11 protein-coding genes are annotated in these 14,671 nt (G+C 67.0%); 9 read left to right on the top strand and 2 right to left on the bottom strand.

The window, feature by feature from the left end:
- Positions 1-494 precede the first annotated feature (494 nt).
- On the top strand, positions 495-1,589 hold the full coding sequence (locus AB4Z27_RS13615; protein ID WP_092294194.1) for a replication protein RepA: 1,095 nt from the start codon (positions 495-497) through the stop codon (positions 1,587-1,589).
- Between the two features lie 105 nt (positions 1,590-1,694).
- Here AB4Z27_RS13615 and AB4Z27_RS13620 read toward each other — a convergent pair whose 3' ends face one another.
- The gene (locus AB4Z27_RS13620) at positions 1,695-1,898 is read right to left on the bottom strand and encodes a cold-shock protein (RefSeq protein WP_006159056.1); all 204 of its coding nucleotides are present in this window, start codon (positions 1,896-1,898) and stop codon (positions 1,695-1,697) included.
- 392 nt (positions 1,899-2,290) lie between these two features.
- Here AB4Z27_RS13620 and AB4Z27_RS13625 point away from each other — a divergent pair, with 392 nt between their 5' ends.
- Together AB4Z27_RS13625 and AB4Z27_RS13630 are read left to right on the top strand one after the other, a co-directional pair.
- On the top strand, positions 2,291-2,947 hold the full coding sequence (locus AB4Z27_RS13625; RefSeq protein ID WP_092294390.1) for an AAA family ATPase: 657 nt from the start codon (positions 2,291-2,293) through the stop codon (positions 2,945-2,947).
- A 5-nt stretch (positions 2,948-2,952) separates the two neighbouring features.
- Positions 2,953-3,981, top strand: coding sequence for a ParB/RepB/Spo0J family partition protein (locus AB4Z27_RS13630; protein WP_092294196.1), 1,029 nt, complete (start codon positions 2,953-2,955; stop codon positions 3,979-3,981).
- Positions 3,982-4,054: 73 nt separating this feature from the next.
- Here AB4Z27_RS13630 and AB4Z27_RS13635 read toward each other — a convergent pair whose 3' ends face one another.
- The gene (locus tag AB4Z27_RS13635; RefSeq protein WP_441644619.1) at positions 4,055-5,650 is read right to left on the bottom strand and encodes a phage integrase family protein; all 1,596 of its coding nucleotides are present in this window, start codon (positions 5,648-5,650) and stop codon (positions 4,055-4,057) included.
- Between the two features lie 275 nt (positions 5,651-5,925).
- Between AB4Z27_RS13635 and AB4Z27_RS13640 the strand changes: the two genes are divergently transcribed.
- The 6 genes from AB4Z27_RS13640 to AB4Z27_RS13665 all read left to right on the top strand — a co-directional run bounded on the left by AB4Z27_RS13640 (position 5,926) and on the right by AB4Z27_RS13665 (position 14,640).
- Positions 5,926-9,600 (top strand): autotransporter outer membrane beta-barrel domain-containing protein, encoded by a 3,675-nt coding sequence (locus AB4Z27_RS13640; RefSeq protein ID WP_441644620.1) that lies wholly within the window; start codon positions 5,926-5,928, stop codon positions 9,598-9,600.
- Positions 9,601-10,010: 410 nt separating this feature from the next.
- Positions 10,011-10,895: a response regulator transcription factor gene (locus AB4Z27_RS13645; protein WP_441591189.1), complete on the top strand. Its 885-nt coding sequence runs from the start codon at positions 10,011-10,013 to the stop codon at positions 10,893-10,895.
- Between the two features lie 323 nt (positions 10,896-11,218).
- Positions 11,219-11,755 (top strand): DNA-binding response regulator, encoded by a 537-nt coding sequence (locus AB4Z27_RS13650; protein ID WP_255370793.1) that lies wholly within the window; start codon positions 11,219-11,221, stop codon positions 11,753-11,755.
- A gap of 98 nt (positions 11,756-11,853) precedes the next feature.
- Complete coding sequence (locus AB4Z27_RS13655) at positions 11,854-12,156, top strand: hypothetical protein (protein ID WP_255370794.1); 303 nt, start codon at positions 11,854-11,856, stop codon at positions 12,154-12,156.
- A 351-nt stretch (positions 12,157-12,507) separates the two neighbouring features.
- On the top strand, positions 12,508-13,197 hold the full coding sequence (locus tag AB4Z27_RS13660; RefSeq protein ID WP_441644621.1) for a phosphatase PAP2 family protein: 690 nt from the start codon (positions 12,508-12,510) through the stop codon (positions 13,195-13,197).
- A 36-nt stretch (positions 13,198-13,233) separates the two neighbouring features.
- The gene (locus AB4Z27_RS13665) at positions 13,234-14,640 is read left to right on the top strand and encodes an undecaprenyl-phosphate glucose phosphotransferase (protein ID WP_092294206.1); all 1,407 of its coding nucleotides are present in this window, start codon (positions 13,234-13,236) and stop codon (positions 14,638-14,640) included.
- Positions 14,641-14,671: the final 31 nt, after the last annotated feature.

Genomic DNA, 14,671 nt, shown 5'->3' on the forward strand with positions numbered 1-14,671 from the left:
CCCATCCCGCTGTGGAAAAGCCTGTGGGATCAGTGAGTTATCCCCGCAGAATCCGGTTCGCTGTTTCCGCTGAAACGGGTTCGCCCAGCCGCAGATTCGGGTTCGGGGCTTCGCAGAATCGAGTACGCTTCCACGCAGAATCGGGTTCGCGGGGCGTACTTTTCCCTTTTGAAATCAACGGCGTTTTCCCTCCGTATACGGTTTACAAGTAGTTAACCCGTAACGGTATCGTTTACTTGTAGCTGATGCGCCGCCAACCGTGGACAACCCTGGCGGGTTGCCCACCGCATGCCGGCCATCCTGCCAGTCGTGAGAAACCCGACACCCGAAACAGATCGCTTGCAGAGAAGCCCGTCAGCGCTGACAGGGAACCGCAAGCTCGGGGGCAACGCGACCGGACAACCAAAACACACAAAGAACGTATACGTACCTGTTTCTGCGTGACAACGTTTACGGGTTCGCGTAAAAAGGCGGGTAATCCGAAGCCCGTCAATATGCCCATCAAACGCTCCCTGGCCACCGAGGGGGATCGCTCCGTCCTGCAAGGGGATCACGAGCCTTCCCGCATCATCGTTCCCGGTAACGAGAACGTCCTGGTTCCGTCCGAGAAATTCCAGCGCCTCTTCGACGAGGCCCAGGCGATGGAGCGCGAGGACGCCTGGCACAGTGGCGAAGTGGGCTTCCTGAGCCGCGCCAGCGTGCAGGTAACCCTGCCGTATCGCGCCCCGAAGGGCGCGCCGCCCGTGTGGACGCGCACCAGCGGCAACATCTCGCTGATGATCCAGCCGGGCTACTTCACGCAGCAGCGCTCCGAACGAGCGGCCAATGGTCGTCAGAAGCTCGTCTCCGAAACCGTTTCACTCGGGTATCCGTACGGCTCCTATCCGCGTTTGATGCTTGCCTGGATCGGCAAGGAAATCATGGCGAAGAAGAAGCGCGGCGAGTTTACGGGCACGGTCGAGGACCGCCGCATCTCGCTCGGCAATTCGCTGTCGGAATTCATGTACAACCTCGGCATTCCGATGGCCACCGGCGGCAAGCGCGGAACCATGACGCTTGTGCGCCAGCAAATGATCCGGCTGTTCTCGGCGACCATTGCGATCGTGCAGAACAAGTCGACGCCGACGCCCAATCAGACGCCGAATCACGAACCCCTGTCGATCGACCGGGTGGGCTACCTGCTGGCCGACCAGCTGTCGACGTGGTGGGACCCGATGCAGCCCGGTCAGGGCTCGATGTTCGAGAGCTTCGTGGTGCTCTCCGAGCCGTTCTTCAACGAGCTGGTGAACCGTCCCGTACCGGTCGATATGCGCGCGCTCAAGGCGCTCAAGCAGTCGCCGTTCGCACTGGACGTGTATTCGTGGCTGACCTACCGGTTCTTCACGATCCAACGACGCACCGAGATCCCTTGGGAAGCGCTCCAGATGCAGTTCGGTACCGAGACCGAGAGCGAGCGCAAGTTCCGCGCGCTGTTCCGCAAGGCGCTCAAGGATGTGCTGGTGGTGTATCCGGGCGCCAAGGTCGACGCCGATTCGTCGAAAGCCCTGGTCCTGCAGCCGTCCCGCACGAGCGTTCGCAAGCTGGCCTGAAGGCGAACTGACCGCTGGAACGAAAAAGGCAAGCGACGAGCGCTTGCCTTTTTCTTTTACCCGTCACGCGCTTGCGCGCATGGCAGGACGTTCAGTGAGACAGGGTCAGGCGGGCTTGATCGCCGATGCCTGCAGACCCTTGGGGCCCTGCTTCACTTCAAACGTCACACGCTGACCATCCTTCAGGGTCTTGAAACCCGAGCCCTGGATTTCCGAGAAGTGCGCGAACAGATCTGCACCACCGTCGTCCGGGGTAATGAAGCCGAAGCCCTTGGTCTCGTTAAACCACTTGACCGTACCGGTTGCCATAGGAATTTCCTTTCGAAGCAAGTTCTTGTACACAACGCAAACAACCGTTCAAGCACGTTGAGGTCTCGTAGATACCGAACGGAAGCCAACGAGGTTGACACGACTTGACTCGACTGTAGCGCGCATCATAACCAGTTTGTTCTGCTGTGTCATGTGCGGGGTAATGCGCACTATCTTTACTTTAGGCGGATTCTCTGCCTCTTTTCAAGAGGAAATCTCCGCAAATTTGAGGTAGGCGGTGTTTACCCTTTCACCGTGGCGTGGAGGTATCACGCTACGAGACATAAAATTTGAATAATGAAAAATGGGTTGTAGCGCACTGCCGATTTGGCTACAGTTCCGCCTGTAGAGAACTCGTCATGTGCGCTTTCAGCGCTGAAAGTGAGGCCAGTGTGGCAGCAAAAATCATTACCGTGTTCAACCAGAAAGGCGGCTGTGGCAAGACCACGGTAAGCATGCACCTGGCTGGCACGCTGGGCCTGCGCGGCGCCCGTTCCATGCTTGTCGATATGGATGAGCAGGGCACCGCCACGCGATGGGCCGCACAGGCGACCGACGAACGCCCATTTCCCGCTTCCGTGATCGGCCTGGCGCCGTCCGGCGGCGCGATGCACCGCGAAGTCCGCAAATTCATCCACGACTACGACTACATCCTTGTCGACTGCCCGCCCGCCGTGCATTCGGCCGCGCCGTCGAGCGCGCTCCTGATTTCCGACCTCGCGATCATTCCGGTTGTCCCGTCGCCGCCTGACCTGTGGGCGGCCGTCGCAGCGAAGACGCTTGCGCAGCATGCACAGGTCCAGAATGAGACCCTGCAGATACGCGTGATGGCCAATATGGTCCAGCGACGCGTCTCGATTGCCCGCCAGGCCATCGAGATCCTGGGGGATGACGGTGATGTGCCGCTGCTGAACGCCCTGATCGGCTCCCGTTCGGCGTTCCGGGAATGCCAGGCCATTGGCTGCACCGTGCACGGTGTGCCGGGCGCCCGCGAGGCCGTGCAGGAGGTCGACATGATGGTCGACGAAATCCTGTCCCTGATCGAGTAATTCCCATGGCAACGAAACTGAAAAGCCTGAAGGCCGGCATGCTGGCCGGCATGGCGGCGGAGAAAACCCGCAACGACACGATGGATCGCTTCGCCAGGGCGGAAGCGGCGATCTCCCAGCACCCGAATGGCCTGCTCCAGACCCAGCGTCCCGAGCGTCCGGTAGTTGCCGAAATCCAAACTTTCAGCGCTGAAAGTGCGGAACCGACTGAAACGGGTCGAACGCTGATCAAGATCCCCATTGCGCAACTGCACGACAATCCTTTCAATGCGCGTCGAATTTATGATCCCGCAGTGGTCCAGGAACGTGCTGCGTCGATCGCTACGCATGGGCAGAAAACGCCCGGTCTGGCGGCGCCGGACCCGGTGCGCCCCGGGCACTACATCCTCATCGATGGTCACTATCGCAAGCGCGCCCTGGCCTCGGCCGGCAAGCTCGAGATGGAATGCTTTATCGAGAGCGACCTCAGCGACCTCGATTTCTACCGACTCTCGTTCCTGCTCAACGAGCAGCGCTCGGACCAGTCCGCACTCGACAACGCGATTGCCTGGCGGCAGTTGCTGGACGAAGGCAAGGTCCAGAAGGAGGAGGAGATCTGCGAGCTGACCGGGATGTCGGCGGGCACGGTTAACAAGACCCTGGCGCTGCTGAAGCTGCCGGACTCGGTGCTCGGCGTGATGCGTGAGCGACCGAGCGCCATCGGGATTGCCGCCGGTTACGAGCTGACGCTGTTCTGCAAGATCGCCGGCGAAGACCGCACGCGTGATCTGGCGACGCGCATCATGAACGACGGCCTGTCCAGCCGCGAGGTCGAGGCGATCCGTAAACATGCGCAGGAAGGGAAGTCGCGCAAGGTCAAGGAGATCAGCCGGCAGTACAAGATCCGGACCGAGTCGGGGCAGCTTCTGGGCACGATCAAGGAGTGGGATTCGGGCCGGGTAATGCTCGATGTTCAGCTGTCCGACCGCAATGCCCGGGAGGACCTGCTCGAGGTCCTTAAGGCACGCTTCGGATTGGATAAAACGCTACTCTGAGTTTTTTGCAGTCGCGTTCGCTAACTCATTGTTTCATCGAACATTTGGATCGCAGCAAAAGGTACGCTCGGGGTCATTTTGGGCCGTCCGGCAACGGACGCCCGGCGAGCGCCAGGAGGCGCGGCGTGAACCCAATTTCGGCCAGTTCTCGCCCCGCCGCGAAGCGCTTCCAGGTACCCCGTAGCAACTGGTCCAAACCACTCGCGGCGTAGCCCGCACCGACCTGCGCCTGCTTGGCGCGACCYCGCGCCGTGGCCGGAAATTCGCTTGGTGCGAGCAGGGCGGCGTCGGCGTTCCAGCCGGCCTCCACCTGAATCCCGCGATCGGCCCAGTGCGCGCGCAGCGCCATCCAGACGTCTTCATCGAGCCGCAAACCTGAATCTTCGGATTCATTTCGGGCCCCGGGCAGCAGCCGCGCGCCGCGTCCGGCGAGCCGGACATCCCCCAGCCGCATCGCCGGCAGTGCCGAAATCCGCACCCCGTGCCGATGCACCAGCAGCGCCGTCGCCCGTGCGGCCCGGTGTCTGGGGGAGGCCTCCACCGCCCCGAGCCATGCCAGGAAGTCATCGACAACACCGGGCGGAAGCAAATTCGAGCGATTCGTTTCGATAGATTCCGACGCAGCAACGGGTACGCCCCCGGCCGGTACAGCCGCACCGCCTTGCCGCACCCCCGCCCGCACCATCGCCCGGAGCAGGGCGCGAACCACACGCAGGGAAGCCTCGATCGAGCTCGCGCCGAGTGGTCCCTCGAACGGCCGCCAGTGCGCCCGGTCTCGGGCGCCCGCCGGGCCGCACCAGAAGGCCGCCGGCTGGGGATCCGCCAGAAAGCTGCGGTAGCGCACGAGATCATCCGTCTCCAGCCCCCGGACCGAACCACGCTGCTGGGCGACCCAGAGCAGTAGCCGCTCCGCCTCCCGTCGATAGCTCCCGGCCGTATGCGGGGAGCCGCTGTGGCGGGCTAMCCAGTCCCGAATGAACCGCAGGTCATCCCSGAGCACCGCCGCGCCGGGGTCGCCAGACGATGGCGCCAGCATGTGTTCGAGCGGAACGGGTTCGCGCATCGCCGGCCCCAGCCGCTCCGGGACCAGTGCGGGTCTGCTCCGGTGTTGTGACGGCGAAAGCACATATGGCCGCACCGCCGTCGCGATCACCGACTGCTGCTGACCCAACCATCGTGTGATGACTTCGGCGGATTGCTGGCCGATGCGTGGCACGGCACGCCACCAACTACTGCCACGCTGGTTCGCCAGATCAGTCAAATCGGCGATGGTGCGCACGCCCCCCGTCGCCAGCCGGCGGGCGAGGCTGGGGCGGAACCACAGCGATACCTGATGCCCCGGCAGCGGCCGGCCCTGGCCGAGCCGCTCGATGGACGACAACGCGTCCACCCGGCGCGTCATCCCGGCGTCAGACCGCCCGCGCAGCGCCTCGAACATGGCCGCGATATCGGGCCGGTCGTGCTGGAGCGCGAACTGCACCAGCCGGTCGCGCAGCGTCAGGATGCGCTGTACCGCCTGATGCTCGGTCAGCACATCGTCATCGTCCGGATCGAGCAGGTAGCGATTGGCGATGTCCACCGGCCGCATGCCCTGGGCATACGCCCGCACCACTGCAAATTCGGTTCGAGTGAGCTTGGTAGCGGCGAGCGTGTCGGGATCCGTGCTCATGAAGAAGGGGTGGTAAGTGATTGAGTTATAACAACTTTAGCGGAGTGCCAATCCGTACCAGGCACTTTTGAATATCAAAGTGCAATGTAAATTATTTTCGATGGGAAGCCAAGGGATTTGCCCGGGATGGCCCCCTGGGCTCACCGTCTGCCGGTTTCGCTGAAACGCTTAAAACAGACCCCCAAACATTTGACTTCCGTTCTTCAGCCCAGTCTCCAGAATGAGGAAACCTCGCTGGTCAGTGTTAAGACCAAGCGGGCGAAGGGAGGCGACCCATGGTCAGCAGGCGGAGAAAGGCCGGCGTCGGCGTGGGCGCCGTGGGCGGCGTCGTTCTGGCGAGTCTGTCTCCCGCCGCGCACGGGCAGGCGGCCTGCCCGACCATCGGCACGGGGCAGGTATCCGCCACCACAGCCTGCACGGTCAGCGCTTCGGCCATCGGCACCACGGYAGCGGCGCCGGTGGCGATCACCGGCACCGGCGCCGGTGCGGATGTGACGGCGTCCGGCGTCACGCTGAGCCTCGGCGTGGCCAATGCGAACGGCGTCAACGCCTTGAGCGGGGCCCGGGTCTCGCTGACGGGCGGCGCCATCAATACCACCTCCAACGGTGCGGCGGCGGCCAGCCAGGTTGGGCTCAAGGCCGTTGGCGCGGGCTCCCGCGTGGTGGCCGATAACGTCCGGCTCAACCTGGCGCCGGCCAACTCGGTGTCGATGCAGGGCGTACGGGCCGAAGGCGGCGGGTCCGTGACGCTGACCCAATCGAACCTGACCGTGGGCGCCGCCGGCAGCGGGCGCAATTTCAACCATGGGCTCGTGGCCACCGGCGCGGGCAGCCTGATCACCGGTTCCGGCAACACCGTCGCGGTGGCGTCCAACTTCTCGAATGCCGCGCGCGCCGAACTGGGCGGCGCCATCGAGCTGTCCAGCAGCACGCTCACGGCCACCGGCACTGGCAATGCCGCGAGCGGCCCCGTGGCCGCCGCCGCCGCGGTATCGGGCGGTCGCATTGCCATTGGCGGCAGCGGCAACCTGCTCACCGGCGGGCCGGCGACGATGGCGCACGGCGTGTTCGTGTCGGGCACCGGCTCCTCGGCCACCATCGACCAGGCTACGATCCGTGCCAGCGGCAACAATTCCGCCGGGGTCGCGGTCGACCTGGGCGGCATTGCGACCCTGACGAACAGCACGGTCAGCGCGCCRACCTATCGCGGCGTGTCGGTCACTGGCAACAGCGACGCCATGCTGACCGACGTCTCGGTCGATAGCGCGGGCAGTGCCGCCATCGCGCTGGGGTCCGGCTCGCGCATGTCGATCACGCGCGGCACCCTCAGCAGTGGCGGGCAGGTGCCCACGGTGAATGTCGGCGGCGTGGGCTCGACCCTGACCACCGAGGGCGTGGCGATCGTCTCCACGGGCAGCGCCAACGCRCCCGGCATCGCTATCACCCAGGACGGCCTGGCGACGATCAACGGCGGCACGGTCGATACCTTCGGCACCACGGCCCGCGCCCAGCGCGTGAAGGGCGTCACGGCCGCCTTGCCCAATGCGCGGCTCGTGACCAATGGCCTCGCCATCCACAACCGGGGCGACGAGGCGATTGGCGTGGCCGCCGACGATGGCGGCACGATCGAGATCAACCAGACCTCAGTACTCACCGACGGCCGCAACGGCATCGCCGTCTACGCGGGGGTGGACCCGCTCAAGCCCAACGTGGCAACGGTGGTAGCCACGGCGTCCCACATCGAGACGATGGGCGAGATCGCCCACGGCGCGCTGGCGCAGGCGCGTACCGTGCTCGACGTGCCCGCGCGGGTCTCCCTGACCAATGGCACCACCGTCATCACGCACGGCACGGGCGCGATGGGGCTGCGCGCCGTGTCGAAAGGCCGGGTCGAGGCGCTGTCCGGGTCCAGCGTGACGACCGAAGGGGCCGCCGCGCATGGCGCCTTTGCGCGCAACGCGCTGAGCCTCGTCCTGATCGACAACGCCACCGTGAGCACCAGCGGCGTGGGCGCGCACGGCGCCGTGGCGCTGGACGCCGGCCAGGTCAGCGGCAACCGGGCGACCGTGACCGCCAGCAACGCGGACGCCGCCGCGCTCTACGTGGCCGGCTACAACGACACGTTCACCGCGCAGGTGCCCACCGGCGCGGATTTCACCGCCTCCGTGCTGACCAGCCGGAGCGGCCCGGCCATCGCCGTGGCCGGGCCGGGCACCGTGACGTTGGCCGGCTCGACGGTTTCGGGCGTCGAGTGGCTCCGCGTCGGCTCGATCGGGGACTTTCCGACGCTGCCGCCGCCCGAGGCCCCCATCGCCCGGCCGGAGCCGCTGCCGTCCGTCGACGAYCCCTCAACCCCGCCGTCCGATTCGGTCGCGCCGCTCGCRGCCCCCCTGCCAGCGATCAAAAAGCCCCTGGCCGTGGGCGATGTCGCCACCGTCGATGTCTCGGCCTCAACGCTGACCGGGGCGGCGACCACGCTACCGGGCACCACGTCCATCGTCACCCTGCGCGACCAGACCACGTGGCACCTCACCGGCAACTCGACGCTGACCACGCTCACCAACGCCGCGAGCCAGATCCTGTTCACGCCGCCGTCGGCGGGCACGTTCAAGACGCTGACGGTGAACACCTACACGGGCGCCGCGGGCGGCATCGGCCTGAACACGGTGCTGGCCGGCGACAACGCACCGTCGGACAGGCTCGTCATCGACACCGGCACCGCGTCCGGCACCACCGGGCTGACGATCACCAACGCCGGCGGCACCGGCGCGATCACGCAGCGCGATGGCATCCTGGTCGTCGATGCCGTCAACGGCGGCACCACCGCTCCCGGCAGCTTCGCGCTGGCCCGCCGCGCCGTGGCCGGCCCCTATGAGTACCGCCTGTACCGGGGCAGCCTGGACGGCAGTCAGGCCGATGCCTGGTACCTGCGCTCCGAGCGCGATCCGTCACCCGATCCGCCCCCGCCGGGGCCGCCCACGCCAGGGCAGGCGCTGTTCCGCCCCGAGGTGGCCGCCTATCTCGCCAACCAGCGCCTGGCCGGGCAGATGTTCGTGCACAGCCTGCACGACCGCCTGGGCGAGCCGCAGTACGTGGAAGGCCAGCCGTTCGACAAGGCCGAGGACAAGCCGCGCTCGGGATGGCTGCGCGTGGTCGGCAAATGGGAGGGCAGCCGCAGCCAGGACGGCAATTTCAAGGTCGATACCGACAGCTTCCTGCTGCACGGGGGCGCGGAACTCGCCAAATGGAAGGTGGCGAGTGAGGAAGACCGCCTGCATCTGGGGCTGATGGGCAGCTACGGCTATGCCAGCAGCGACGCGAAGGCGGCCGGCAACCCGGCGTCCGCCAGCGGCAAGGTGGAGGGCTTCAGCGTGGGCGCGTACGGCACCTGGTACCAGAACGACGAACGCAAGCTCGGTACCTATATAGATACGTGGTTCCAGTACGGCTGGTTCGACAACAAGGTCGAAGGCGACACCCTGCCCACCGTGAAGTACCACGCGCAGGGCTGGGCGGTCTCGGGCGAACTGGGCTACGCCGTGCCGTTGCGCCACGACTGGGTGATCGAGCCGCAGGGGCAGCTGATCTACGTCGACTACCGCGAACACGACATTACCGAGCCCAACGGCACGCGTATCGCGGGTGCCGACTCCACCGGCCTCATCACGCGGCTCGGCGTCCGGCTGCATCGCACCTATGTCCGTGCGGACGCGCGCAAGTGGCAGCCGTACGTGACTGTGAACTGGTGGCATACCAGCACGGACAGCAGCGTCCGCTTCAACGAGGTGCCGCTCGGCACGCTGTATCCGTCGAATCGCTATGAATTGAAGCTGGGGCTCAACCTGTCGATCTCGACGCGCTGGACCGGCTGGGCCAACGTGTCGGGCGCCTGGGGGGCGCAAAGTTTCCACCAGTATGCGGCCCGGATCGGGGCGAAATATACGTGGTGAGCGCGGGTGTCATACATGTGATGTATGGCAAACACCCGCTGTAAAAGTGCTTGATGAGGCATTTTGTGCCGCAAGCAGCCTAGGCAAAAACCCAACACGGGAAAACCCCCGCAATGCAGCATTCGCTTGCAATCACTCCGCGTGCTTCCTATGCTGAACACCAGAATTCAATTTAATTTGAATCTGAGTTGCGAAGCATCTAACGCGTGTCATACGCGAAACGGGGCGGTAGGCATCCTCCGAGGGAGGGCCGGGCAGGACAGCAGCGAGCCAGGACGGGAAACGCTGCGAGGCTCAGGAGGCGATACCTATCGTATGGGCGTGCAGCCGTGCCAAAAGCGGAGCATGTCCAATCAGCGCGCAGTGGATTGTACGCGGCATCCGCGCGCGCCAATAAGAAGTGAGCGGCCATGGCCACCATCCTGTTGCTCGAGCCACATCCTTTGCTCCGCCTTGGGCTGCGCCACCTGTTGGCACAGGCGCATGTTCCCGGCGATCTCGTCGATATCGACCCCCAGTCCCTGCATGAACCGGATCCCTGGACGCACCACGCCGATCTGCTGATCTATGGCCTGCCCGCCGATGCGGAAGCCGGCTGGCTTGGCCTCGCCGGCCTGTGCCAGCGGCTGGAGCCGCAACGCGTGCTGGTGCTGGCCGAACACGTGCCGGCGCCGCTGCCCGAATTCGGCCTGCCCGAGACCGTGCGCGGCCTGCTGGCGAAAGCCTGCTCCGCCGAGGCGCTCGAAGCCGCCATCCGCCTGGTGCTGGCCGGGGGCGAATGCTTCCCGTCGCAGCTCCCGGTCATGCGTGGCGCCGAGCCGGCTGCCCATCCGTACGCCCAACTGGGCGGCGAGCATGCCCACGCCGCGCCGGTGCCGGTGCCGGCAGCCTACGCCGACGGCCGCGACAGCCGCCATGCCGCCGCGCCGATCGTCGTGCCGCTGCACGGTGTGCCGAGCCACGGCCCGCAGTCGCACGCCACGCCGCTGGAAACCCCGACGGCAGGCGCCCATCTGCTCAATATCACCGAGCGACAGTACGAAGTGCTGGCCCTGCTCGCGCGCGGCTATCCGATCAAGACCGTCAGCCGGCTGCTCAATATCTCGGTGGCCACGGCGAAGACCCATGCATGCACGCTTTATCAGCGGCTGCACGTGCGCAACAAGGGCGAGGCGGTCTACGTCGCGCTCCAGCGCGGCGCCACGCTGAACTGGCAAGGGCCGACGGTCACCGCGCCGGCCTCGATCCGCCCGTCCGCCGTCCTGCAGTCCCGGGAGGCCTGTGAGGCCGCCTGAGCGCGGTCGCGCAGCCATCCGCTCGCGTCCCCCTTCTGCCGGCCCGCCCTCATCCGAAAGCATGAGGCGGTGACCGGCTGCGGTTGCTAGCTTTATTGCAGGCCGATTTGCAGACCCATTGCGGACGGCGTCACCCGACGCACGCCGCCACCGTCATCCATCCCCAGCCTGCCATCTGTGCCTTCCCGGCTGCGCCTGCCGCGCGGGTAGGTCGTGCGTGTGCCCAATCGGCACGCGTTCAGTGAACCGACGTCCGATAACCGTCGCGCCAGCGGTGACCCAYGCCGCGCCGCGCAGACGTCCAACATGCCCGATCTCTGTCGATGACGACCTACCTGATCGCCAGCAACGAAATGATGTGCCGCATCCTCGCCAGACGCATGGAGGGGCAGGACATCTCCATGCCCGTGCGATGGCACGCGCCTGACTGGCTGCTCGATACCCCGGACCCGGAGGCGCGCGCCGCCTCCATCGACAATCCGGACGCCTCCGAGACCGTGCCGGACGCCCCGGTGGACATGGCCATCGTCGACTGCAGCGGCGTGGAGGGCGACCCCCGCGCGCTGCTGGACCGCGTGCGCGAGCGGCTGGCCCCGCATCGCTGGCTCGTGTTGTCCGATTCGCTCGATGCCGCGCTGATGGTCTACGCCGCGCAGATCGGCGCCAGCGGCTGCCTGGCCGTGCCCGCCCCGATCGAACTGGTCTGTGCCGCCGCCGCGCTGGTCTGGGCCGGCGGCCAGTGCTTCCCGCGCGCGGCCCTGGCGCTGCTGCGCGCCCAGCCGCGCCATGCCGGCACCGCGCCCGTCTCCCACCTCTACCCCCACCCCCACTCCGCTGACGGCACTACGGCAACCGGATGAAGGCGCGGCCGCGTCGCGCGACCTATGCTTGCGAGAAGTCCACGGTCTGAAGCCGGTGCCTTTGAGAGGCCGGCCGCCGTGGCGACGCAGGGGGTCGTATGGAACACGGAGTCAATATCCTGGTCGTGCATGGCTTTGCCGTGCGCGAGGGCCGGGGCAAGTGGGCATGTTGTTTCGAGATTCGGCTCGCCATCGCAGGAGGCGGGCCGTTGTTGTTTCGGGGCGAGCTGCACGGCCGGTGCTTCGCCACCGAGGCGGCCGCCGTCCTCGCCGCGTGCGAGTTCGGCGAGCGGGAGGCCACCCGGCACATGGCCACCGCGCGCGCGATGATCGCGGCGGACGACGACGAGGCGTCGCGCCAAAAAAGAAGCCCGCCGACCGGGGGACCATGCGGGCTTTGAAATGGCGCCGTCCTGGACGTGCGCCATTCATGTGACGATAGCCAAACGCCGGCAACGGGCGTATTGGCCAGAAGCATCACGCGCCGCATGGGGCGCACGCCCCGGTCACCGGGCCTCCACCTTCCCGCGCAAACGCATGCCCCGCGCCGGGCGCGCGCCCGCCGCTGGCACGCCGCGCGGCACCGTCTCCACCTTCTGGCTGGTTGAGGCGGCTGAACATTGCGTCGCACACTGCGGGCGCGACGGTGCGAACCTCCGTCAGCCGGCCTAACCCCGTCATCCTTTTCTGTGAGCTGCCGCACCATGTCTGTCTGGCCCCTTGTCTCCCGCGTTGGCGAAAGCGCACTGCTCATGCCCTGCGCGCTCGTCGTGTTCGCGTGGCTGCAGTCGGGCCGCGCCCCGCACGACCGCGACAACGCCATGCGCTGGGCACTCACGTTCGGCGGCGCCGTGGCGCTGGTCGTGGCCAGCAAGCTGGCCTTCATGGGCTGGGGCATCGGCAGCCGCGCCTTCGACTTCACCGGCATCTCCGGGCACAGCACGATGGCCGCCGCCGTGCTGCCGGTGCTGGCGCGGCTGCTGGTGCCGGAGCGCCATCGCGTGATGGCGGTGGTGGCCGTGGCAGTGAGCGTGGCGGTTGCCATCGTGGTGGGCGTGTCGCGGCTGGCGCTGGAGGTACATTCGCCGGCCGAGATCGTGGCCGGGCTGGCGCTGGGCTTCGGCGCGAGCGCCAGCTTCCTGGTCTGGTCCGCCCGGCCGCTGCGCGCCGCGCCGCGYGTGGTGGCGGGCGTCGTGCTGCTGCTGGCGCTGGCGGCGCCGCATCCGTCGGTGAGCCTGCCGACGCATGGCATGCTCGAGCGCATCGCCAGCCATCTCGCCGGGCGGGAGGAGCCCTACCGGCGCGGCGAATGGCACGATGGGCTGGGTGGGCACGGCAGGCATGAAGCGCGACAGGGACACGCTGCCGCGCTGACCGGCGACGCCGCGCGCTGTGTGCGCCACCAAACAGACCCGSCCGCCCGGCAGCACGACGATACCTGACAGGGTGGCCCGCTCCGCCCCGGCAGGAGAACCAACATGTCAGCAGTGCGCGCCTTCGTCGCTGGGCGACAGGGAACCTTCCAGTACCTGTACCGCGCGACCGACGCCCTCGTCATCGGCGCCACCGGCTTTGCCATCGGCGAACTGGTCTTCCCCGAAGGCCTGCGCGGCGCCGCGCCGGTCCATGGCTTCCTGACCGCCTTCTGCGCGCTGGGCGCGCTGCTGATCTTTCCCGCCTGCGGCCTGTACGGGTCCTGGCGCGGACGCAGCAAGGCCGGGCTGGCCGTGCGCGTGCTGGCGGCCTGGAGCGTGGTCTGCCTGCTGGCGCTGGTGTCCGCCTTCCTGCTGCACCAGGTGGCTGGCGTGTCGCGGCTGTGGTCGGTGCTCTGGGTGGCGTGGTCGGCGGTCGGGCTGGTGAGTTCGCGCGTGGTGCTCTACGGCACCCTGAGCAGCGTGCGCCAGCAGGGCATCAACGCCAAGCGCGTGGTGATCCTCGGCTACGGGCCGCTCGGGCACGACATGTTCCGCCGCGTGGCGCAGATTCCGGGCGCCGGCTACGAGGTGGTGGGCATCTACGACGAAGCCGGCACCGACGACCTCCCCGAAGGCGTGGCCCCGCTGCGCTCGCTCGATCAGGTCTGCACCTTCGTACACGCCCACCGCGTGCGCGAGATCTGGCTGACGCTGCCGATGGCGGCCTGCCGCGACCTCTACGACGTGGTCTTCCACTTCCGCAACGATCTTGTCGATATCCGCTGGGTGCCGGACATCATGTCCGTCGAGCTGCTCGGCCATCGCTTCTCCGAATTCATGGGCCTGCCCGTGATCGACCTCAACAGCCCGCCCGACTCGGGCGTGACCGGCCTGGTCAAGGCCAGCTTCGACCGCGTGTTCGCGCTGGCCGTGCTGCTCGGGTTGTCGCCGCTGCTGCTCGCCATTGCCCTCGCCGTGCGGCTGTCCTCGCCGGGTCCGGTCCTGTTCCGGCAGGCGCGGCTCGGCATGGACGGCCAGCCGTTCCACGTCTTCAAGTTCCGGTCGATGGTGGCGCACACCGATGCCGGCGTGACGCAGGCCGCGCCCGGCGACCCCCGCGTGACGCGCGTGGGCGCCTTCCTGCGCCGCACCAGCCTGGACGAGCTGCCGCAGTTCCTGAACGTGCTGCGCGGCGAGATGTCCGTGGTCGGCCCACGCCCGCACGCCATCGAGCACAACGAGCTCTACAAGGAGATCGTGGACCGCTACATGCTGCGCCACCGCGTGAAGCCCGGCATCACGGGCTGGGCGCAGATCAACGGCTGCCGGGGTCGCACCGACACGGTGGAGAAAATGCGCCGGCGTACCGAGTTCGACATCTTCTACATCCGCAATTGGTCCTTCGTCCTGGACCTCCGCATCATCGGCCACACCGCCGTCTACGGCTGGACCGGCCGGGACGCCTACTGACGGCTGACCCGGCGCGGCAATGTGACCTGTC

The sequence above is a fragment of the Cupriavidus sp. KB_39 genome (assembly GCF_052114485.1).
Lineage (GTDB): Bacteria > Pseudomonadota > Gammaproteobacteria > Burkholderiales > Burkholderiaceae > Cupriavidus.